Origin of the sequence: Fictibacillus sp. KU28468, from assembly GCF_026153615.1 — a bacterium.
Classification (GTDB): Bacteria; Bacillota; Bacilli; order Bacillales; family Fictibacillaceae; genus Fictibacillus_C; species Fictibacillus_C marinisediminis.
The window spans coordinates 2,689,742-2,710,635 of the sequence record NZ_CP110666.1 but is presented as its reverse complement, the minus strand read 5'-3'; the positions used below and the strand labels follow the sequence as shown (position 1 = coordinate 2,710,635).

The following is a 20,894-nucleotide window of genomic DNA, read 5'->3' as shown; positions in this document are numbered from 1 at the left end:
AAAAAGTAATGTCTGCGACGGGTGAGGATTCTTCACCCATCGCTCTTCTTTTAGGAATAAATGAACATCCTGTAGCAGGTTTCTTTCTATTGTATCTGGTCATTACAGTATTAACGATTCTTGTCTATCAGCTGGGATTTGCTAAAAAGCTTCCACTTCTTAAATCTGCAGTTATCTATATTCTTTTGATATTGGGCTGTTTTCCGCTTACCTTTTTCGGAATAGGCCTGCCGGTTGCAGAGGGTCTTTTGTGTGCTGCCGCAGTATTGATTATTTACAAGATCAGGCTGCACCAGAGCAAAAAAAATAAAGCCGAACACCTTTAAGGAGCGCCTCTATGACCTTACAGGATGCGCTTTACAATTGGCTAAGTATAAAAAAGGTGGCAGAAGAAAGAACTGATGATCAAGCTGCAGCAGATACACTGCTTTTTTTCGATGAAATTCTGCGGGATGACCATGGGTTAGAACACATTGCTGTGCGTATCAGCAATGGCTGTTATGAAGTGGATTACAGAATTGGGGATTCACAGCATCATAAAAAATTTCCTTGCGACTATATTGATGCGCTTTGGGAATCGATTGAAGCAGAGCCTAAGTATAATTAGACTATATTTTGTATTGAGCCATGAACACTACTTGTTCATGGCTCTTTTTATGAGAAAGCCCAAGAGGCATCCATACAGCAGGTGTCCTGCAAACCAGAGAAAAAGAGCATTAAAGTCAGTAATCGCAGGCGTTGGCTGCAATGACAGGATGGTTAATGGAAAGTATAAAAAGGCAGACGCAGCGCTAAGCGTGAGCGATAAAAGATAGACATTCATTCTAATATGCTGCAGAAGGAACAGGGCGGCAAGCCCGATTAAAAATGAAACAAGGAGATGCAGAAGAAACTGGGAAAGTTCAGTCTGCATAAAAGAGGGAAGCGAAGGAACAAAATCGATGTTAATCAGGAGCGTGAAGACCCGTTTTCCTGTCAGTGATTCAGCCGCCTTCAGAAAAATACCTAGAAGACAGCCGGATAATATGCCGGCCCAAAAACCGGCAGCAATCAGTTTACCATTCATTTTCTTTTGCAGGAGAACGGTATAACAAAAAATTTCCTGTTGCAATTCTTTTGTTTGTTTTATCAGTGATCCTCTCCTGGCACTTTTCGCACATGTACGTGTGGATCGGCCGGTTTCGCAGCCGTTTAGCCAAAGAGGATTGATCTTCAATGGATTGAATGGTGTCACATAACACACATTTTACTCGCATACCAATCACCTCTGTCTTTTTGGTGTTAAAGCCATTATATCAAAGAAGCCTCTATAAACACTAATAAATAACAAATCTCCATATAAAAAACCCCGCTTGTCCAGCGGGGAAAAGATGGGTTAATGTGTTTCTTTTAATTTTTGCTGCTGATTTTTTGTGGCTTTTTCTTGTTTTTGCTGTTGGTTTTTCAGGGTCCTTTTCTCGTTATTTGAAAGCTGGCTGTTGTTGGTTTCTGTCGGTGAAGGTTTGCGTGAATCCGTATTGTTTGGAACTTGCGGCATCAGCCTTCCAACGATGGCAGAAAGTTCTCTGATGATTCCGCCTATAGGATGACCTTGTCTGATCTGTATTCCCATTTCTCTTAGACGCTGAACGGTATCAGGATCGGCAGTTACTACCGCATTGGCTCCGTAGGGGTCTTTTTTTAATGCCTCTGCCACAGAATACTTGATTGTTCCTGTCCTTGATGCGTCCAGTTTAGAATCGACATCAATTCCCACAACTGCATAACGTCCAAGTACAACCGCTGTAGCGTCTTCTACACCCGGTATGCCGGTAATCAGTTCAACCAGATGCTGAGAAACTTGTTGTGAGTTCCTTGGCCCTTGCTTTTGCCCGTTATTGGCTGTCTGGTTAACCTTGGTTAATTTAGGTGTGGTTTTATCCGTTTGTTCTGCACTTTTGTTGCTGTTGCATGCAAAAAGCAGCAATAGTGAACACATAACGGCTATAATCCTTAATGTTTTCAATACTTTCATCCTTTCGAGCATGATCTTTTCCGTTATTTTCTGTGTTTTCTTCTATCTTTATTCAACAGTTCATACATTTAACTATAGTCCGTCCCGGCTGCTTTTCTTATACAGCTGGAAATAGACATGCAATCATCATTCATTAACACCGCCAAAATCATAGAAAATCAATTGTCAGGAGGCTGTGTAGGATTGAATAAAATATATGTCCTTGATACCAATGTTCTTTTACAGGATCCATATTCAATATTCTCATTTGGAAATCATGAGGTCGTTATTCCTGCAATCGTGCTCGAGGAAGTGGATTCAAAAAAAAGGTACATGGATGAGATCGGAAGAAACGCACGGGAAGTATCAAGGCTAATTGATAAACTTAGGGCGAAAGGGAAACTCCATGAACATGTTCCCCTGGAAAATGGGGGGATATTGAGGGTTGAACTCAATCATCGTTCCTTCCAGCGGCTTCAGGAAACATTTGCTGAGCCCACCAATGACAACAGGATCTTGGCTGTTTCTTTAAATTTATTAAATGAGGAAAAAGGAAAAGAGAACGCCAAGGAGGTAATTTTGGTAAGTAAGGATGTACTCGTCAGAGTCAAAGCAGATGCACTTGGCATCCAAGCAGAAGATTTTCTGAGTGACAGGGTAGTGGATCGCGACGAACAAACCTATTTAGGCTACAAGGAAATATACGTAAACAGCGAACTGCTGGATAAATTTTATGAGAATCAGGAGCTTACTGTATTGGAGATTGCCAACCACTCTTTCTACCCCCACCAGTTTATCATTATGAAAGACATGTACCGGAGTTCGGTTTCTGCACTCGCGAGGGTAGAAGATAACGGAAAAAAACTAAAGCCTCTTCTATTTGAAGGGGATTCAATCTGGGGAATTAAGCCAAGGAATGTCCAGCAAAAAATGGCGATCGAATTGCTCTTGCGCAAGGATGTTCACCTCGTGACTTTGATCGGAAAAGCAGGGACCGGCAAAACCCTTTTAACATTGGCAGCAGGTCTTCTGCAGACCGAGGACTTGAAAAAATACATTAAACTCTTTATTGCAAGACCTATTGTACCGGTAGGAAAAGACATCGGTTATCTTCCTGGTGAAAAAGACGAAAAATTAAAGCCGTGGATGCAGCCGATTTATGATAATCTTGAATATTTATTTAATGCTAAAAAGCAGGGAGAACTTGAAAAAATCCTTGCGGGCATAGGATCTATTCATGTAGAGGCGCTTACTTATATCAGGGGTCGAAGCCTGCCTGACCAGTTCATTATTATTGATGAAGCACAAAACCTTACAAAACATGAAGTGAAGACGATATTAACGAGGGTAGGGGAAGGAAGCAAGGTAATTCTCCTGGGTGATCCGAAACAGATAGATCATCCTTATCTCGATGAATTTACGAATGGGCTCACATATGTTGTTGAAAAATTCAAAGACCAGAGCATCAGTGGGCATGTAAAACTTGAAAAAGGGGAGCGATCAAGCCTGGCTCAGCTTGCGGCGGATCTGCTTTAGAGGATGCTCGAAAAAAATAAACCTGCCGCGGCAGGTTTATTTAATAATGAATCCTCTAATGTTTTTTAACGGATTTTCTTTATTTCTTCCATCACCGTAATAGAAATGGACGGGACCGTCTTCATTTAAAGGCTTTCCATTTAAAGAGAAGCCCAATACAGATTGGAGGCCTTCTTCCAATGTGATTTCTTCCATGCCGTCTTCTGTATGGATCTCAATATGAGAGGCCGTTTTATCCGGTTCAGCGTTCTTTATGAAGTGTGCAAAGCCAATGCCGAATGTACCCGTTGCAATTTTCTCTTTCAGAGTCTTCTTAGACGCTGGCTTTTTCTCTGGAGGAGCAGACCCTTCAATAATTTCTTTATCCCAATGGGAAGATACGGCTTTTAAATACTTTTCTTCTTCACTCTCAACATTCTCTTTTTCATCAAAATATTTGGTCAGATCAAACTTTCTGTCATCGAATATAAATACACCTGGATCGATGGTCAGAATATACTTAACTTTTCCCTTTAATTCTAAAACAAAATCCATATTACCATGCTCCTAATTGACGTATAGTTATTGTTTCATTCTTATTCATTCTATCATGAATAGAGTTAATACTGTAATATGTTGATTTTTTGGCTGTCTAGCGCTATATTAAAGAGTAGAAAGCCAGAGTAGAACGGAGGGATTATATTGTCACCTGAGATGGCAACAGGACATCGAGAAAAGGCATTTGAACTATTACAGGCGGATGCTGCAAAGATACTGAAGTTAATTGAGGTGCAGATGGAAAACCTGACGATGCCGCAATGTCCCCTCTATGAGGAAGTGCTTGATACACAAATGTTTGGACTCTCCCGGGAGATTGATTTTGCAGTAAGGCTTAACCTCGTTGATGAGGAAGATGGCAAAGGCTTGCTGGAATCACTTGAACGTCAGCTTTCCGCACTGCATGAAGCTTCTATGCGGAAATAATAGATAACTCAAACCGTTGGCAAAATGGTTTGGGTTTTTTTTATATACTCCATTGAATTTCAGGAGCAATTTACAAAGTTGTGTTAAAATATTTTTAACTTTATCATACAGAGGGAAAGGAAGTTTTATATACGAATCATTGTTAAGGAAAAGACTACATAAAGGATGTAAGATAATGTTAAAAAAAATGTTTCGGCACTATGATTATTCACTGGTGATTGCAATTTTAGTTTTATGCGGTCTTGGTCTCGTGATGGTTTACAGCGCGAGCATCATTGTTTCGATTAACCGCTTCGGCTATTCCAGCAATTACTTTTTTATCCGCCAGCTTGTTTTTTTGGGAGCCGGGCTTGTCTGTTTTTTGGCTGCGATGATTATTCCCTATCAGTTCTATAAAAAACTCATCGTACCGATTGTTTTCGGCTCTATCCTCCTGCTCATAGCGGTTCTGTTTATCGGAAAAACGACAAACAACGCACAGAGCTGGATTTACATAGGACCTATCGGGTTTCAGCCGGCAGAATTTGTGAAGCTTGGGCTGACGATTTACCTTGCTGCGATTTTTTCAAAAAAGCAGGACAAGCTTGAAAATTTTGCGGCCAGCGCACCTCCGTTGAGTGTATTTGCAGTGATGTTTATTCTGATCATGAAACAGCCAGATTTGGGGACCGGTTTGATTATTGCAGCGACTACCGGCATCATTATCCTGAGCTCAGGTATGAAACCAGGACACAAACTGATTTTGATTGTATCTGCACTAATGATCATCGGACTTGGTTCCCAGGTTTTGACACATGAGCAGAAGTCGCGTTTTACGGCAGCTTATGAACCGTTTAAAGATCCACAAGGGGACGGTTTTCAGCTCGTCAATTCTTACTTGGCCATCGGTTCTGGAGGGATCACCGGCAATGGACTGGGCCAGAGTATTCAGAAATATGGCTTTCTTCCGGAACCTCACACAGATTTCATTATTGCCGTTATAGCGGAAGAGCTAGGATTCTGGGGAGTCGCGCTTATTGTCGGCTTGATTGGATTTGTTGTTATTAAAGGCTTTATAACCGGCCTTAGAAGCAGGGATACTTATGGAAGCCTGCTTGCCTTTGGTATTTCTGGTATGGTCGGAATCCAGTCTTCAGTAAATCTTGGGGCAGCCATTGGTCTGCTTCCGATTACAGGCGTACCATTGCCTTTTATATCGTATGGTGGTTCATCTCTAGTCTTGTTGTTAATTTCCATGGGGATTTTAGTTAATATTTCCTGCCATGTTAATTATAAAAGGAAGCATCAAAAGCCGGAACAAGCACCTGCAAAAGCAAATCTTCACGCAGTGTAATTCCAGTAATTATTAGAGGGAGAGATACCGATGTCACAACAGCAAATCAGAAAAATATTAGTTGCCAACCGCGGAGAGATTGCCATCCGCATTTTTCGTGCATGTACAGAGCTGGGAATTCGTACGGTAGCGATTTACTCCAAGGAAGATTCAGGATCCTATCATCGATACAAAGCAGATGAAGCCTATTTGGTTGGAGAAGGAAAAAAACCGATTGATGCTTATTTGGACATTGAAGGTATTATCACCATTGCAAAAAGAAACGGGATAGATGCCATTCACCCTGGTTATGGATTCTTATCAGAAAATATCCATTTTGCAAAGCGCTGTGCAGAAGAAAAGATTACGTTTATCGGACCGAAACAAGAACACCTCATTATGTTCGGCGATAAAGTAAAAGCAAGGGAAGTAGCGGTCAGTGCCGGACTTCCAGTCATACCGGGGTCTGACGGGCCAGTAAACAGCATTGATGAAGTGAGGGAATTTGCAGGAGAACATGGCTATCCAATCATTATAAAGGCCTCTTTAGGCGGCGGCGGAAGAGGAATGCGGATCATACGAAGTGAAAATTCGCTTGCTGAAGGATATGAAAGAGCAAAATCCGAAGCCAAAGCTGCGTTTGGAGAGGATCAGGTTTACGTTGAAAAATTTGTTGAGAAGCCAAAGCACATTGAAGTTCAGATTCTTGCGGACTTAGAAGGCAACATTGTGCATTTGTTTGAAAGGGACTGTTCTGTTCAGCGAAGGCATCAAAAAGTAGTTGAAGTTGCACCGAGTGTTGCCCTAAGTAAGGAACTTCGGCAGGAAATATGTGATGCCGCCGTTCAGCTGATGACGCATATCCACTATTTAAATGCAGGAACGGTGGAGTTCTTGGTTACGGAGGACGGCCGTTTTTATTTCATTGAAGTGAATCCCCGTGTGCAGGTGGAACATACCATTACCGAAATGGTAACAGGTGTGGATATCGTTCAGACGCAGATTCTGATCGCTCAGGGCAATATGCTTCATGGTGATGTAATTGGAATTCCGCAGCAAGAGGATATTGCATGCCACGGCTATGCAATTCAATGCCGGGTAACAACAGAAGATCCTGCGAACAATTTTATGCCGGATACTGGTAAGATCAATGTTTACCGTTCTGGAGGAGGCTTCGGGGTACGCTTGGATGCTGGAAACGGCTTTCAGGGAGCTGTTATTACGCCTCATTACGATTCATTGCTCGTTAAGCTGTCAACATGGGCTCTAACCTTTGATCAAGCAGCTGCTAAAATGCTCAGGAATCTTAAAGAGTTCCGGATCCGCGGTATAAAAACGAACATCGAATTTCTTGAAAATGTTGTAAAACATAAATCGTTTATATCCGGAAACTATAATACTTCTTTTATTGACACATCAAGTGAGTTATTCTTGTTCCCTAAGAAGAAGGACCGGGGTACCAAGATGCTGACTTACATCGGTTTAACGACAGTTAATGGTTTTCCCGGCATTGAAAAAATGAAGAAACCGGCATTTACAAATCCGCGTCTTCCGAATTTACAGCTGATAGATCAGCCTGCAGATGGAACAAAACAAATCCTTGATCAGCATGGTGCCGATGGACTCGTTAATTGGATTAAAGAACAGAAAAAAGTTCTTCTGACAGATACGACCTTCAGGGATGGACATCAATCGCTCTTAGCCACTCGAGTAAGGACAAATGACCTGCTGCATGCGGCGGAACCGACAGCCAAACTATGGCCTTCCATGTTTTCTTTGGAGATGTGGGGAGGAGCTACCTTCGATGTGGCTTACCGATTCCTTAACGAGGACCCATGGGAGCGGCTCTTAAAGCTTCGAGAAAAAGTTCCAAACGTTCTGTTTCAGATGCTGCTGCGTGCTTCTAATGCGGTTGGCTATAAAAACTATCCAGATAATGTCGTTGAGGAGTTTGTGGAAATATCATCCGCAGCAGGAATTGATGTGTTCCGAATCTTTGACAGCCTGAACTGGGTAGAGGGAATGACTGTCGCCATTGACTCAGTAAGGAAGAACGGAAAAATTGCCGAGGCTGCTCTATGTTATACAGGCGATATTCTTGATTCCTCGAGGACAAAGTACAATGCAGAGTACTACATAAAAATGGCAAAGGAATTAGAGGCTTCAGGTGCCCATATTCTCGCAATCAAGGATATGGCCGGATTGCTTAAACCGCAGGCTGCTTATGAACTTGTTTCACGTTTAAAAGAAAATGTAAGCCTGCCTATTCACCTGCATACTCATGATACGAGCGGTAACGGAATATTCACCTACTCAAAGGCGATTGATGCCGGGGTAGACATAGTAGACGTGGCAGTCAGTTCTATGGCTGGGGGAACTTCGCAGCCTTCTGCCAACTCGTTGTACTATGCCCTTGCAGGAAATGAACGGCAGCCGGATGCTGATATCAGCAATCTTCAAGAGCTAAGTTCCTATTGGGAAGATGTCCGCAAGTACTATCAAGGCTTCGAAAGCGGGATGAACGCTCCTGATCCAGAAGTCTATGAGCATGAGATGCCTGGCGGCCAGTTCAGCAATCTTAAACAACAGGCAAAAGCGGTTGGTCTTGAAGAAAAGTGGGACCATGTTAAGCGAATGTACCGCCGCGTGAACGATATGTTCGGTGATGTAGTAAAAGTAACTCCTTCTTCAAAAGTGGTAGGAGATATGGCACTGTTCATGGTTCAGAATGATCTTACAGAAGACGATGTATACGAAAAAGGTGAAAAACTGGACTTCCCTGATTCTGTAGTTGAGTTTTTCCAGGGTTATATCGGCCAGCCATACCAAGGGTTCCCAAAAGAACTTCAGCAGCTGATCTTAAAGGGAAGAGAGCATATAACGAAGCGTCCTGGAGAATTGCTGGAGGCCGCTGACTTTATAGAGATTAAAGAAACGCTCTTCCATAAACTCAATCGTCAAGTAACCAGTTTTGATGCGATATCCTACGCTCTTTATCCAAAGGTATTATTAGACCGCGAAAGAATGTTTCAGCAATTCGGGGATATTTCAGTCCTCGATACACCGACTTTCTTTTATGGCATGAGGCTTGGAGAGGAGATCGAGATCGAAATTGAACAGGGGAAAACCCTTATTGTTAAACTTGTGTCCATCGGAGAACCGCAAATGGATGGAACAAGAGTCGTTTACTTTGAGTTGAATGGCCAGCCGAGGGAAGTTGTCGTTAAAGATGAAAGCATCAAATCGGCTGTCGCTGCCAAGAGAAAAGTAGATCCGTCCGATCCAGGCCAAATCGGTGCAAGTATGCCGGGCACAGTAGTGAAGGTTTTGGTAGAGAAGGGTGAAAAGGTTAAAAAAGGTGATCATCTGATGATCACAGAGGCGATGAAAATGGAAACAACCGTGCAGGCGCCATATGATGGAATCATTAAAGAAATCTACGCAGCCAACAGCGAAACCATTTCACCAGGGGATTTATTGATCGAATTAGCAAAATAGATAGCATCAATAAATCCATTGGGGATTTATTGATCGAATTAGCAAAATAGACAGCATCAATAAATCCATAGGGGATTTATTGATCGAATTAGCTAAATGGACAGCATCAATAAATCCATTGGGGATTAATTGATTGAACTGGCTAAATGGAAAGACAAAAAAGCATTTCACCTTTTGGGGGGAAATGCTTTTTTTATAGTTAAATAAGATTGTTCAAAGAAAATTCACAAATTTGTTAAATTTCAGCCTTATACTAAAGTTTGCCAAAACATAGGAATATTATAGGAATATGTCTATCCGAGTCGAAGTATACAAACCTTCTAAATTGTTTTATAATGTTTTAGAAACATGTCTATCATATCACAACAATATGTGATAAATTTCGCAAATATGTGAAAAAAGGGATGCATTTTACATATTGATTTCCGTTTCATTACTATTTAGAATAAAATATGGCATTTTACCTGGATAGTTTCACAAAAACCGGAAATGGAAGGAAACTTACCTGTAAAGGAGGTGTATACGGTGAGCAAAACTCAAACAACATTTGATGATGCTGACAAAGTGATCAAGGCTGATTCTCTACCGGAAGCTAATCCGACAGGTACATGGAAAGATTTTCTTGCAATTGCCAAGATGGGAATCGTTATTTCAAATCTCATCACAGTTTTTGCAGGTGTATTCCTTGCCATTAAGTTAAACGGTCTGCTCTTTATGGATGAGCTGAATGTTTTGGCTCTGGCCATTGTCGGCTCAGCCTTTGTAATCGCGGGAGGCTGCTGCTTAAACAATTACATAGACCGCGATATTGACGGTTTGATGGATCGTACCATGGACAGACCGACAGTAACCGGGAAAATTGAAGCACACCAGGCATTATGGATGGGGATTATTTTATCTGCCATCGGCGTTATTCTTCTAGCCATGACAACGCTAACAGCCGCCGTTTTTGGATTGATTGGTTTATTTGTATATGTGGTGGTCTACACGATGTGGCTTAAAAGAACCCATTCTATTAATACGGTTGTGGGCGGAATTTCCGGAGCGATGCCGCCGCTGATCGGCTGGGCCGCAGTGGATGCGAACCTGGATATAAAAGCATGGATACTGTTCTTGATTATGTTTTTATGGCAGCCGCCGCATTTTTTGGCGCTTGCGATGAAGAGATGTGAAGAATACAGAAATGCGGGAATACCAATGCTTCCTGTCGTTTCGGGATTTAAAATGACGAAGCGCCAGATGATCTGGTATGTAGCCGCTCTCATCCCGGTCTCCTTATATTTGTATCCATTTGGCAAGGTATTTACCATTCTAGCCGCTGTACTGGGATTTGGCTGGCTGGCTCTTGGCTTATCCGGTATCCGGACAAGTGATGACATAAAGTGGGCAAGGCAGATGTTTGTCTACTCTCTTAATTACTTGACTATATTGTTCGTCGCTATGATTCTCGTAAACATATAATATCGACTTCAGTACGGAACATATCAATGAACCGGCTGAATGAATATATTAAAGACCTTTTATATTAAAGGGCTTACATTTCTTTTTGCTATTTGCTGCTTAATGTAAACGGACACATGCCGTTTATGACAAGCAGGTAATAGATTATAGTAGCTGAACTACAACGAGAAAGTGGGGTTTTATGAAGTGATGAGAAATTTGCTGCGTAAAGGGCGAGTAATCCCTTTGTTTGCAATGCTGGCGCTTCTGCTGATGGGTTGTGGTGATCCAACACTGTCTGCGCTTATGCCGCAAGGTGAAGTAGCCAACAAACAATATTCATTAATGGTGCTGAGCTTAGCAATTATGATTTTTGTATTGTTGGTCGTTTTTATCATTTATGTTTTTGTATTGATCAAATTTCGAAAGCGCAAGGGCGATGACACAATTCCTGAACAGGTAGAAGGAAATCATCTGCTCGAAATTCTGTGGACCGCGATTCCAATTCTTTTACTGATTATTCTTGCAGTTCCGACAGTTATGCAAACTTTTGATTTATCTGCGAAAGATAAACCTAAAAAGGGTGAACTGGCTCTCAAGGTTACAGGCCATCAGTACTGGTGGGAGTTTGAGTATCCTAAAGAAGAGATTATTACTTCTCAGGAACTAGTGCTTCCAGTTAACACAAAAGTGCATGTGGAGCTTTCTTCTGCTGATGTCATCCACTCATTCTGGATTCCATCTCTTGCTGGTAAAACAGACACCAATCCCGGTGACGGCAGCAAGAACTACATGTGGATTGAAACAGGAAAGAAAGAACAGATCTATAAAGGAAAATGTGCTGAATTATGCGGTGCTTCTCATGCCCTTATGGATTTCAAAGTAAAAGTTGTTTCAAAAGAAAAATACAAGGCTTGGGTAGATTCATTCAAGAATGCAAGCGGCAATGCTACCGGAAATGCTGCTGAAGGGCAAAAAATCTTTAAAAAGAACTGTATGTCTTGTCATGCGGTAGGCAAAAACGGCGGTAATACCGGACCTAATCTTACTGGTTTCGGTGATAAACAGCGTGTTGCCGGTGTGCTTGAACATAACAAAGCCAACTTGGAAAAATGGATTAAAAATCCTCAAAAAGTAAAACCAGGCAATAACATGCCGAACGTGCCCCTTAACGATGAAGAAGTTGACGCAGTAGCTGACTATCTTCTAAGTCTAAAACTTCAATAGGCAAGAGGAGCGGTTTGTAAAAAGGAGGTAAAAAGGTGTCTACTCATGCAAGTCACAAAAAGAGAAGTGGGCTGATGGACTGGCTCACTACAGTCGATCATAAAAAAATTGGTATTTTATACCTTGTTGCAGGGGGATTCTTCTTCATCATTGGAGGAATCGAAGCAATGTTAATGCGTATTCAGTTGATAAAACCGGAAAATGACTTTGTTGCTGCTGAGACGTTTAACCAATTGCTGACGATGCACGGTACTACAATGATTTTCTTTGCGGCCATGCCGTTGATTTTTGCTTATATGAATGCTGTGGTCCCATTGCAGATCGGGGCAAGGGACGTTGCCTTTCCATTTGTAAACGCGTTGGGGTTCTGGTTGTTTTTCTGCGGAGGAGTACTTCTGAATTTAAGCTGGCTCTTAGGAGGAGCTCCTGACGCTGGTTGGACGGCTTATGCGCCTCTTTCAACAACGTCCGGGGGACCGGGGGTGGACTTTTATGTACTGGGAATTCAGATCTCGGGTATAGGAACCCTTATAGGCGGAATTAACTTCCTGGTAACAATCATAAACATGCGTGCTCCAGGTATGACATTTATGCGCATGCCGTTGTTTACCTGGACAGCATTCGTTACATCAGGTTTGATTCTATTTGCATTCCCTCCATTAACTATTGGTTTATTTATGTTATCTTTTGACAGGGTTTTTGATGCAAACTTTTTCAACCCGGACAATGGCGGTAATATTTTGATTTGGGAGCATATTTTCTGGATCTTCGGACACCCTGAAGTTTATATCCTCATCTTGCCTTCATTTGGTGCGATCAGTGAGGTAGTTGCGACCTTCTCAAGAAAACGTCTTTTCGGATACAGCGCCATGGTGTTCGCGACCGTATTGATCGGTTTCTTAGGATTCATGGTATGGGTCCACCATATGTTTACTGTCGGTCTTGGACCTGTAGCCAACTCTATTTTTGCCGTTGCAACTATGGCTATCGCTGTTCCTACAGGTGTTAAGATCTTTAACTGGCTTTTCACGATGTGGGGCGGGAAAATCGTATTCTCAACAGCCATGCTCTGGGCGGTTGGATTTATCCCGACATTCGTAATGGGAGGGGTAACAGGAGTTATGCTTGCCATTCCTTCAGCTGACTACCAATTCCATGACAGCTATTTTGTAGTTGCCCATTTCCATTATGTAATTGTGGGTGGCGTAATACTTGGTCTTTTTGCAGGCCTATACTATTGGTATCCTAGAATGTTTAACAGGGTTTTGAATGAAACTCTTGGGAAGATTCATTTCTGGACGTTCTTTATCGGCTTCCACCTTACATTCTTCCCTCAGCATTTCTTGGGCCTTATGGGTATGCCGCGCCGGGTATTTACATACCTTTCCGGTCAGGACCTGGATCAATTAAACTTTATAAGTTCAATCGGTGCCTTCTTAATGGCAATCGGTACGATTGTATTATTTATTAACATTATCATCTCAGCTTCAAAAAAATATGCACCTTCTTCCGATCCTTGGAATGGAAGAACGCTGGAGTGGGCCATTCCGTATCCCACACCTGAATATAACTTTGCACAAACACCATTAGTTCGGGGACTTGATGCCTTTTGGATTGAAAAAGCAGCTGGGAATAAAGGCATGACGCCTGCAGAACCAGTCGGGGATATTCACATGCCTAATCCATCCATCCTCCCGCTCTTTATGTCAATCGGGCTTTTTAGCGCAGCTTTAGGATTAATTTATGACACTATAACTGTAACAATCATTGGAATAATCGCCACGTTTATTTGCATGTTCTTACGTTCAATTATTGACGACCATGGCTTCCATATTCACAAAGAAGAAGTGGAAGATGATTTAAAGGGGGTTAAAGAATAATGCACGCGGATGAACGATTAAATGATGCTAACTTTCCGGAACATCCCGAAAAAGCCACCCTTGAAGGCAAAAATAAATTTTTAGGATTTTGGCTTTTTCTTGGAGGAGAAACAGTTTTATTTGCAACATTGTTCGGTACCTATTTAGGCCTTCGCCATATGAATATGGATGGCCCGACTACTGAAGAACTATTCAAGCTTCCAACCGTATTCCTGGCAACCATGCTCCTGCTAACAAGCTCTTTAACAAGCGTATATGCGGTACTTGCATTAAAGCAAAACCGCGTAAAGAGCTTGCAAGGATGGTTTTTTGTAACCTTACTCTTGGGTCTTTGCTTTCTTGGCCTGGAAGTATATGAATTTAATGAATATGTACATGAAGGGCATACTTTTACAAGCAGTGCTTTTGGTTCTGCCTTCTATACCCTTGTAGGATTCCATGGAGGCCACGTAGCTTTTGGCTGTTTATGGATCATTACATTGCTGGCACGCAACTGGAATCGCGGAATTACGCTTGTAAACGCACCAAAGTATTATTTATTTGCCCTCTATTGGCACTTTGTTGACGTCGTTTGGGTATTCATTTTCACAGTTGTGTATCTTATGGGGAAGGTGGGTTAAGAGATGGCTAATCATAGCAACCCTGAAACCAATGTTCACCGCAGCGAGGCACTGCAGCGTAAATTGGCGTTTAAAGAAGAGAGGAAACACCATAATGTTTCTTTCATTATGATGATCCTTTTAACACTGATTGCGTTCTATGCCATTTGGAGTGATAAAGTAGCAGATTCTTTTGCAGTACTATTTATTCTTGTACTTGCTGTTGTTCAAGTTTTCTTTCAATTGTATATCTGGATGCATTTAAGTCATAAGGGACATGATTTCCCGCTTTGGGGAATGATGTGCGGAATCCTTGTTGCAGCCATTACGGTTGTTGGTATTGCAGGAATGATCTGGACTTCTTAAAAGGAAAATGGCTGCTTAAAGCAGCCATTTTTCATAAATATTGAACATCCCTGCTTTCCGTGGGAAAGGAGTTTATATAATGGACCATAACATGAGTCATGAAAAAATCAGTGATTTTAGTTTTTACAGCCTTTACCGGCCGGATATTTTCATCCTAATTTTGATCATCGGCATTTTATATTTTAAAAATTACGGCAACAAAAACTCGGCTTTAAAAACAACAATGCTGCAAAAGTTCTTTTTTTCAGCAGGTCTTGTATTTTTGTATATTTCCAAAGGCAGTCCGTTAAATGTCATCGGCCATCATTATTTATTCAGCGTGCATATGATTGAAATGGCAGTAAGCTATCTTGTGGTTCCGCCGCTTATGATCCTCGGTATGCCGCATGGTTTGTATTTGAAGTGGTTTAGCCTTCAGAACTCAATGATGAACATCGTACGCTTTTTAACAAAACCGCTCATTGCGTTATTAGTCTTTATTACGCTGTTTTCCATTTACCATATGCCAGTTGTCTTTGACGCAGTCATGGCAAATGGATTTGTGGCTTTTCTCAGCCATACCATCTTGTTTATCACGGCATTTACGATGTGGTGGCCAGTTCTCTGTCCAATTGAAGAATTGAATTCATTGTCTGATTTACAAAAGGTTGGATATGTATTCGCAAGCGGTGTTTTACTGACGCCAGCCTGTGCATTGATCATGTTTGCCGGCCATCTGCTCTATGCAACGTATGCTCATGCGCCAGAACTGGTATCGTTTCTCCCTCCATTAGAAGACCAGATGACCGGAGGTATTGTTATGAAGATTCTCCAGGAAGTGGTTTATGGAGTAGTTCTTGGACACATTTTTTATAAGTGGGTAAAAAGAGAACGGGCGAAAGACAAAGAAGATTTAGCATTGATCAAAATGAGTGCTGCCGCAAATCATTCATAAAGACATTAAGTTAACCGGTTGCCGGTTAACTTTTTTTTTTGAAAAAAAAGAGTTGTACCGTATAATGTCGAACTAGTTGTTAGAGAGAAAAAGGAGGAAAACCAGTGATTAGAAACCTTCAAAAGGAAGAACTGATGCATTCTCTTGAGCTTTCACAGTATGCATTCAGATATTCATTAACAAAAGAAGATATAGAAAAGAGACTTCGAAATCTCGATCCTGCAAGCGTTTACGGTACGTTTGATAAAGATGGCCAACTGCTGGCTAAACTGCATTTGCTTCCGTTTGATGCTTATTTAGGGGGAAAATCCGTAAAAATGGGCGGTTTGGCTGGAGTAGCGACCTGGCCTGAGAACAGAAGAAAGGGACTGGTCAGGCAGCTGCTCAGACATTCATTGGAAGTGATGAATAACACGGGTACTAATCTATCCATGCTTCATCCGTTTTCAGTAAAGTTTTACCGAAGTTTTGGATGGGAACTAACGTGTGATTACAAAAAATATAAAATACATAAAATCCAATTTCCGCCCTTTCATGAGGTGAGCGGCAGAGTAGAACGACTATCTGAAGAAAGTTCACCTATACTGTCTCCAATATATGAGAGATTCTCAGAACGCTATAACGGCTCATTGAAGCGAAACGAAGTGTGGTGGAATAATAATGTGCTTTCAAACTCAAAAATAGCACTCTATCGGCAAAGCAACAACGAGGGTGCAGGTTATATCCTTTATTCAATAAAAGAGAATGTAATGGAGATCGAAGAGTTTGTTGCACTGGACAGAGAGAGCTGGGAAGGGCTTTGGAACTTTATAAGGAATCATGATTCAATGATTAACGAAGTCACCATTGTAGCTCCCCCTGATGATGAAATGGGATTTTATTTGGATGATCCTAAGATTCATCAGGAGCAGCACAGTTATTTTATGGCGAGAGTTGTCAACGTTCTTGAGGCTCTAAGAGAATATCCATTTAACAAGATTCCAGGTGAAACGTTGTTTCTCCACGTGAAAGATGACTTCGCTGAATGGAATACAGGTACCTATTCCGTTACAGCAGATGGGATACAGCAAAGTGTGAATTTCTTTCCTGCTAAGGAAGGAGAATTTTCATGCCAAATGGCGCCTAAACGTGGAATTTCCCTTGGAATAAAGGAACTGACGGCTATTCTCTTTAACTATAAACAACCTAAAAGCCTGCTGAATCATGGGAGAATATCCGGGAGGGAAGAAGATATCGCTTTATTTGAATCACTGCTCCCAAAAAACACACCATTTATCTACGACTTTTTTTAAGGAGAATGAAATAATGTCAAATAGAGATTCGGCCGTTGAGGCTGCCAAAAAGTTTATTGATCAATTCTTTCCTTCGGGAGAAGTTGTATTTCTAGCGGGGAGTATCGTTAGAGGGGAAGGTACCGAAAGCTCTGATCTCGATATTGTGATTTTTGATGCCTTGGCAAAACATTCGTTTAGAAAATCGTACCTGGAGTTTGGATGGCCAATTGAAGCATTCGTTCACAGCTTTCAGTCTTATAAAGTTTTTTTTAAGGAAAACAGAGACAGAGCAAGACCCTCACTTCCACAGATGTGCGCAGAAGGGATCATTCTGAAAGACAACGGACAGGCAGCTGCCATCAAAAATGAATCTCTGGCTCTGTTAAAAAGAGGCCCGTCACCGTGGAAGTCCAAAGAAGTGGATTCTGCCCGCTATGAGATCACAAACCTGCTTGATGATCTGGAAGGGTCGAGTAATCCATCTGAAGATCTTTTCATTGTTTCAAAATTGGCGTACATGATCCATGAATTTATCCTCCGTGTAAATAGCTGCTGGATTGGTGAAGGGAAATGGATGGTAAGGGCGTTAAAAGAATTTGATGAGGAGTTTGCACTACGTTTTGTTCAGGTGTTTGATGAGTACTATAAAGCAAGAGAGAAACAGCAGGTGATTGGCTTTGCAGATGATGTGCTTGAGCCATACGGAGGAAGGCTGTTTGAAGGATATGCAATAGGAAAAAGAGAATAAGGAAAAACCCTTTCCGACAGGAAAGGGTTTTTTGCAGGAAGGGCATTATTTGATTTCTTCTATCACTTGATTAATAAGTTTTTTGCAATGATCTGTAATTGTTTTAGGAAACTCCTCATCATATTCAACACCGTGCGGATAATAGTGTTTTCCAAGATAAGGATCCGACAGTTCAATCTTTGCATGAGAGCTCTCAACTTCGCCCTCTGCCACACGGCATGGAAAACGCAAGTAATATACGTCACCATTCGTCATATCTTCAAATTTATAATCGTATGTAATTCTTTCATAATCCCACTGTCCTGCACGGATGATTCCATGGTTATGCATAATATGTTCAAGAATTGAAAATTGGACAACTTGCCCCTTCAGGCCGCTTTCTTCAAATAACATTTTCCTTAACCTCCCACTGTTCATGTAAACCTTTACTTATCTATGATAGTATGAATGCTTTAAAGATGCAATCGTTGTCATAATATTTCCCCTATATTGAATGGGCGTATAAAATGCCTTCAGAAGTGAACACTAATCTCGATAAAAATTGAGTATGGAGGAATCTTTAATGAAAACAATAAGTGACATTATGACAACGAACGTGGATTCTTGTTCACCACAGGACAGCATCTATGAAATTGCTGTAAAAATGAAACAGGATGATGTAGGGGTCATTCCAGTATGTGAAGGAAAGAAACTCCTTGGAGTCATCACGGACAGAGATATCGTCATCAGGGCAGTTGCAGAGAAGAAACAGGGTTCAACGAAGGTAACGGATGTCATGAGCAGTGAACTCATAACAGGGAGCCCGGACATGAACATAGAGGAAGCTTCCGATCTCATGTCAAAGGATCAGATCCGCCGCTTGCCGATCGTAGAGAACAGCAATTTAGTTGGAATTGTTTCCCTTGGAGACATCGCTGTGCATAAAGAAACAGACTCTAAAGCAGGTGCGGCACTAAGTGAGATTTCGGAACAAAGAGATCAGCTTCAGTAAAATTGCAAATATCCTAAATAAGGGGCTGTCCAGAAAGTCGAAAATTGACCTTCAGGCAGCCCCTTTTTGGCTTGAAAAATCTTCAATGAAAAGTTAATTGAAGTGGAAGATGCGAGACTCCTCGAAAATGAACTTCACATTTTCTTCGTGCGATAAAAAGCTGCCGGAGCGTTCCTTGTCCTGCGGGACCAGCGTGACAGGTGAGACTCCCTCCGGTGCTTGCACCAAAAAGCAGGCGTTCACGCCGGTAAGGCTCAACGCACGCCCCGCGAAAGTAGGAGCTCGCGCCGGTAAAAGCGAGCAGCCTGGAACGGAAATCAACAGCTTACAGACTTCTTGGACAGCCCCTTTAATTTATAGACAAATTCCACAATTGTGAAGTACAGTTATGAAAGGTATATTTGAAGGGAGAACCACTTTTGAAGAAAACAGCAATCCTAACGCTTTTTGCAATTCTCGTTATCTCGTTCTTTTTGGACAGTTGTGATCAGAATTCTTATCCTACTCCTGAGAGACAGGAGAAACATAAAATCCCTCAGGAGAGTATTCAAACATTAAGCATCGAAAAATCGACCGTGGCTAATTTTGTAGGTAAAAGCAATAACTATCTGACCAAACGTCTTGGCCCCCCAGACCGGATCGAACCATCAGCTTACGGATATGACTGGTATGTTTACTCAAGTTCCGAGAACCAGTATATGCAGGCAGGAATCAAAGATAATAAAGTGGTAACCGTCTTTGTGGCAGGGGACGGAGTGCCGATCAAACCGTTCAAGATCGGCCAGTCCGTAACGTCGCTTCTAAAAGAGATTCCTGTTAAGAGTGAGGTTACCGTTAATAAAACAGATGATTTCTTTCGTTTCGAGCTATCGGAAGATGAAATGAATACCCGTCCTCTTATTCCATTTCATGATATTTATGCTCAGCTTTATTTTGATAAATTTACTCAAGAGCTTTCCAGCATCAGGTATCTGGATAAAGAAACATTGCTCATGCAAAGACCCTATTCTGTCGTATACAGAGGCAGCTTGGAGAAACAGCCTGTATTCTCCGAAAAGTTGAAGAGAAAAATTGAAAAAGGACAAGAACAGCAGATTCTGGATATTACCAATGTCATTCGCTTAAAACATGGGTTAGCTCCTTTAGAAAAGGATAGCAAGACAGCAAAAGTGGCCTATAACCACAGTAAAGAAATGGAAGAGCTTAATTATTTTTCGCATACTTCACCCACGTCAGGTGACTTGGCCGAACGGCTAGAAGCGGGAAAAGTGAAGTACACACAGGCCGGTGAAAATATTGCAGCAAAATATACAGATGGACCGGCTGCAGTAGAGGGATGGCTCAACAGCCAGGGCCACCGGGAAGCGCTTTTAAATAAAAACTATACTAGATTGGGTGTGGGGGTTTATGGGAGCAATTATACACAAAATTTTATAAAGCCAAGATAAGCAGTCAGGGGAGGCCAGATGATCTCCCTTATTTTTTTTGAAACACAAAAAACGTGTTGCTGTGTTAGAGCTCCAGCGCTTGTCGAACCTGAGCAGGCCGCTTACGCCTTTCTTACAATAAAAAACGTGCCGGTCGAGACGGCGATTAATTGGTTTTGGTCACCGTAAACTTTTGATTCTGTAACGATGACTTTTTTTCCACGGTTTAGCACCTCTGCTTCACAGCGAAGAAAGCTTCCTGTTCCGGGTGAAGTAAAGTTTACTTTCATTTCAACAGTAACAGCTGCTGATCCTTCAGAAAGCGTCTGGTTGGCTGCTGTACCCATAGCGGTGTCCATTAAAGTTGCAGTGAGCCCGCCATGTACTATTCCTATTGTGTTGCTTAATAATGGAGTGATTGGCACAGTGATTTCCAATTTATGATCGCTAATGATGTTCAGCTTCATATCCATTAAGCTTGAAATATAAGTAGAGTGGGTGTGTTCTCTTTTATTTTTTAAGCTTTTTATGATGCCTGACAGCACATTTCTCTCTTCTTCGGAGGCTTCTGTTATGAAAGACTCCATCTCTTTATACAATTCCATTTTTTTATTTCCTCTCTCTGTCTAGTTGCAACGCCTGCTGCTCTTCAATTTTGACACAAAAAACAAAGGTAAACAACGATGTTTAAAGCAGCACAAGAAAA

Annotated in this window: 23 protein-coding genes; 16 read left to right on the top strand and 7 right to left on the bottom strand. The window is 41.6% G+C overall.

What is annotated here, in order from left to right:
• Positions 1 to 8: 8 nt before the first annotated feature.
• Both OKX00_RS14030 and OKX00_RS14025 read left to right on the top strand, forming a co-directional pair.
• Positions 9 to 326 carry a YlaH-like family protein gene (locus OKX00_RS14030; protein WP_062232523.1) on the top strand — a complete coding sequence of 106 codons (318 nt, stop codon included), beginning with the start codon at positions 9 to 11 and terminating at the stop codon, positions 324 to 326.
• A gap of 11 nt (positions 327 to 337) precedes the next feature.
• Positions 338 to 607 carry a hypothetical protein gene (locus tag OKX00_RS14025; RefSeq protein WP_053354629.1) on the top strand — a complete coding sequence of 90 codons (270 nt, stop codon included), beginning with the start codon at positions 338 to 340 and terminating at the stop codon, positions 605 to 607.
• Positions 608 to 634: 27 nt separating this feature from the next.
• Here OKX00_RS14025 and OKX00_RS14020 read toward each other — a convergent pair whose 3' ends face one another.
• The 3 genes from OKX00_RS14020 to OKX00_RS14010 form a co-directional block, all read right to left on the bottom strand.
• Positions 635 to 1,066, bottom strand: coding sequence for a hypothetical protein (locus tag OKX00_RS14020; RefSeq protein WP_265407750.1), 432 nt, complete (start codon positions 1,064 to 1,066; stop codon positions 635 to 637).
• Positions 1,056 to 1,256: a YlaI family protein gene (locus tag OKX00_RS14015; protein WP_082315925.1), complete on the bottom strand. Its 201-nt coding sequence runs from the start codon at positions 1,254 to 1,256 to the stop codon at positions 1,056 to 1,058. The genes OKX00_RS14020 and OKX00_RS14015 overlap by 11 nt, the downstream gene beginning before the upstream one ends.
• A 119-nt stretch (positions 1,257 to 1,375) precedes the next feature.
• A complete protein-coding gene (locus OKX00_RS14010) occupies positions 1,376 to 2,005 on the bottom strand; it encodes a YhcN/YlaJ family sporulation lipoprotein (protein ID WP_265407749.1) in 630 nt (209 codons plus the stop codon).
• A gap of 192 nt (positions 2,006 to 2,197) precedes the next feature.
• Between OKX00_RS14010 and OKX00_RS14005 the strand changes: the two genes are divergently transcribed.
• The gene (locus OKX00_RS14005; protein WP_053354626.1) at positions 2,198 to 3,529 is read left to right on the top strand and encodes a PhoH family protein; all 1,332 of its coding nucleotides are present in this window, start codon (positions 2,198 to 2,200) and stop codon (positions 3,527 to 3,529) included.
• A 36-nt stretch (positions 3,530 to 3,565) separates the two neighbouring features.
• On the opposite strand, the gene OKX00_RS14000 is transcribed toward OKX00_RS14005, so the two are convergent.
• Positions 3,566 to 4,063, bottom strand: a complete 498-nt coding sequence (locus OKX00_RS14000; RefSeq protein ID WP_265407748.1) for a molybdopterin-binding protein — start codon at positions 4,061 to 4,063, stop codon at positions 3,566 to 3,568.
• Between the two features lie 159 nt (positions 4,064 to 4,222).
• Here OKX00_RS14000 and OKX00_RS13995 point away from each other — a divergent pair, with 159 nt between their 5' ends.
• The 11 genes from OKX00_RS13995 (at position 4,223) to OKX00_RS13945 (ending at position 17,770) form a co-directional block, all read left to right on the top strand.
• Entirely contained in the window at positions 4,223 to 4,492 is a 270-nt protein-coding gene (locus tag OKX00_RS13995; protein WP_369795790.1) for an Fpa/YlaN family protein, read from the top strand.
• Positions 4,493 to 4,667: 175 nt separating this feature from the next.
• On the top strand, positions 4,668 to 5,825 hold the full coding sequence (gene ftsW, locus OKX00_RS13990; RefSeq protein WP_053354623.1) for a putative lipid II flippase FtsW: 1,158 nt from the start codon (positions 4,668 to 4,670) through the stop codon (positions 5,823 to 5,825).
• Positions 5,826 to 5,855: 30 nt separating this feature from the next.
• A complete protein-coding gene (pyc, locus tag OKX00_RS13985) occupies positions 5,856 to 9,302 on the top strand; it encodes a pyruvate carboxylase (protein ID WP_265407747.1) in 3,447 nt (1,148 codons plus the stop codon).
• Positions 9,303 to 9,827: 525 nt separating this feature from the next.
• The gene (gene cyoE / locus OKX00_RS13980) at positions 9,828 to 10,763 is read left to right on the top strand and encodes a heme o synthase (protein WP_416054239.1); all 936 of its coding nucleotides are present in this window, start codon (positions 9,828 to 9,830) and stop codon (positions 10,761 to 10,763) included.
• A 189-nt stretch (positions 10,764 to 10,952) separates the two neighbouring features.
• Positions 10,953 to 11,969, top strand: coding sequence for a cytochrome c oxidase subunit II (gene coxB, locus OKX00_RS13975; protein ID WP_265410544.1), 1,017 nt, complete (start codon positions 10,953 to 10,955; stop codon positions 11,967 to 11,969).
• 35 nt (positions 11,970 to 12,004) lie between these two features.
• Positions 12,005 to 13,849: a cytochrome c oxidase subunit I gene (ctaD, locus tag OKX00_RS13970; protein ID WP_265407746.1), complete on the top strand. Its 1,845-nt coding sequence runs from the start codon at positions 12,005 to 12,007 to the stop codon at positions 13,847 to 13,849.
• Entirely contained in the window at positions 13,849 to 14,469 is a 621-nt protein-coding gene (locus OKX00_RS13965; RefSeq protein WP_053354619.1) for a cytochrome c oxidase subunit 3, read from the top strand. The genes ctaD and OKX00_RS13965 overlap by 1 nt, the downstream gene beginning before the upstream one ends.
• A 3-nt stretch (positions 14,470 to 14,472) precedes the next feature.
• Positions 14,473 to 14,814 (top strand): cytochrome C oxidase subunit IV family protein, encoded by a 342-nt coding sequence (locus OKX00_RS13960; RefSeq protein WP_053354618.1) that lies wholly within the window; start codon positions 14,473 to 14,475, stop codon positions 14,812 to 14,814.
• Positions 14,815 to 14,893: 79 nt separating this feature from the next.
• Positions 14,894 to 15,748, top strand: coding sequence for a cytochrome c oxidase assembly protein (locus tag OKX00_RS13955; protein WP_265407745.1), 855 nt, complete (start codon positions 14,894 to 14,896; stop codon positions 15,746 to 15,748).
• A gap of 104 nt (positions 15,749 to 15,852) precedes the next feature.
• Complete coding sequence (gene eis, locus OKX00_RS13950) at positions 15,853 to 17,040, top strand: GNAT family N-acetyltransferase (protein ID WP_265407744.1); 1,188 nt, start codon at positions 15,853 to 15,855, stop codon at positions 17,038 to 17,040.
• Positions 17,041 to 17,053: 13 nt separating this feature from the next.
• Positions 17,054 to 17,770, top strand: coding sequence for a nucleotidyltransferase domain-containing protein (locus OKX00_RS13945; RefSeq protein ID WP_265407743.1), 717 nt, complete (start codon positions 17,054 to 17,056; stop codon positions 17,768 to 17,770).
• A 45-nt stretch (positions 17,771 to 17,815) separates the two neighbouring features.
• On the opposite strand, the gene OKX00_RS13940 is transcribed toward OKX00_RS13945, so the two are convergent.
• Entirely contained in the window at positions 17,816 to 18,163 is a 348-nt protein-coding gene (locus tag OKX00_RS13940) for a YugN family protein (protein ID WP_053354614.1), read from the bottom strand.
• Positions 18,164 to 18,332: 169 nt separating this feature from the next.
• Between OKX00_RS13940 and OKX00_RS13935 the strand changes: the two genes are divergently transcribed.
• On the top strand, positions 18,333 to 18,761 hold the full coding sequence (locus OKX00_RS13935) for a CBS domain-containing protein (RefSeq protein ID WP_265407742.1): 429 nt from the start codon (positions 18,333 to 18,335) through the stop codon (positions 18,759 to 18,761).
• A 93-nt stretch (positions 18,762 to 18,854) separates the two neighbouring features.
• Here the strand turns inward: OKX00_RS13935 and OKX00_RS13930 are convergent, their stop codons facing one another.
• Positions 18,855 to 19,082 carry a hypothetical protein gene (locus OKX00_RS13930; RefSeq protein WP_265407741.1) on the bottom strand — a complete coding sequence of 76 codons (228 nt, stop codon included), beginning with the start codon at positions 19,080 to 19,082 and terminating at the stop codon, positions 18,855 to 18,857.
• 98 nt (positions 19,083 to 19,180) lie between these two features.
• On the opposite strand from OKX00_RS13930, the gene OKX00_RS13925 reads away from it, so the two are divergent.
• Positions 19,181 to 20,209 (top strand): CAP domain-containing protein, encoded by a 1,029-nt coding sequence (locus OKX00_RS13925; RefSeq protein ID WP_265407740.1) that lies wholly within the window; start codon positions 19,181 to 19,183, stop codon positions 20,207 to 20,209.
• A 101-nt stretch (positions 20,210 to 20,310) separates the two neighbouring features.
• Here OKX00_RS13925 and OKX00_RS13920 read toward each other — a convergent pair whose 3' ends face one another.
• Positions 20,311 to 20,793 carry a PaaI family thioesterase gene (locus tag OKX00_RS13920; protein ID WP_091006725.1) on the bottom strand — a complete coding sequence of 161 codons (483 nt, stop codon included), beginning with the start codon at positions 20,791 to 20,793 and terminating at the stop codon, positions 20,311 to 20,313.
• Between the last annotated feature and the right edge of the window lie 101 nt (positions 20,794 to 20,894).

Coding starts and splice junctions, on each gene's coding strand:
- OKX00_RS13960 (WP_053354618.1), top strand. CDS start 14,473: ATGGCTAATCATAGCAACCCTGAAACCAATGTTCACCGCAGCGAGGCA.
- OKX00_RS13955 (WP_265407745.1), top strand. CDS start 14,894: ATGGACCATAACATGAGTCATGAAAAAATCAGTGATTTTAGTTTTTAC.
- OKX00_RS14025 (WP_053354629.1), top strand. CDS start 338: ATGACCTTACAGGATGCGCTTTACAATTGGCTAAGTATAAAAAAGGTG.
- OKX00_RS14000 (WP_265407748.1), bottom strand. CDS start 4,063: ATGGATTTTGTTTTAGAATTAAAGGGAAAAGTTAAGTATATTCTGACC.
- pyc (WP_265407747.1), top strand. CDS start 5,856: ATGTCACAACAGCAAATCAGAAAAATATTAGTTGCCAACCGCGGAGAG.
- OKX00_RS13920 (WP_091006725.1), bottom strand. CDS start 20,793: ATGGAATTGTATAAAGAGATGGAGTCTTTCATAACAGAAGCCTCCGAA.
- OKX00_RS13995 (WP_369795790.1), top strand. CDS start 4,223: ATGGCAACAGGACATCGAGAAAAGGCATTTGAACTATTACAGGCGGAT.
- OKX00_RS14030 (WP_062232523.1), top strand. CDS start 9: ATGTCTGCGACGGGTGAGGATTCTTCACCCATCGCTCTTCTTTTAGGA.
- OKX00_RS14020 (WP_265407750.1), bottom strand. CDS start 1,066: ATGAATGGTAAACTGATTGCTGCCGGTTTTTGGGCCGGCATATTATCC.
- OKX00_RS13945 (WP_265407743.1), top strand. CDS start 17,054: ATGTCAAATAGAGATTCGGCCGTTGAGGCTGCCAAAAAGTTTATTGAT.
- OKX00_RS13965 (WP_053354619.1), top strand. CDS start 13,849: ATGCACGCGGATGAACGATTAAATGATGCTAACTTTCCGGAACATCCC.
- ftsW (WP_053354623.1), top strand. CDS start 4,668: ATGTTAAAAAAAATGTTTCGGCACTATGATTATTCACTGGTGATTGCA.
- OKX00_RS14015 (WP_082315925.1), bottom strand. CDS start 1,256: ATGCGAGTAAAATGTGTGTTATGTGACACCATTCAATCCATTGAAGAT.
- coxB (WP_265410544.1), top strand. CDS start 10,953: ATGAGAAATTTGCTGCGTAAAGGGCGAGTAATCCCTTTGTTTGCAATG.
- OKX00_RS13940 (WP_053354614.1), bottom strand. CDS start 18,163: ATGTTATTTGAAGAAAGCGGCCTGAAGGGGCAAGTTGTCCAATTTTCA.
- OKX00_RS13935 (WP_265407742.1), top strand. CDS start 18,333: ATGAAAACAATAAGTGACATTATGACAACGAACGTGGATTCTTGTTCA.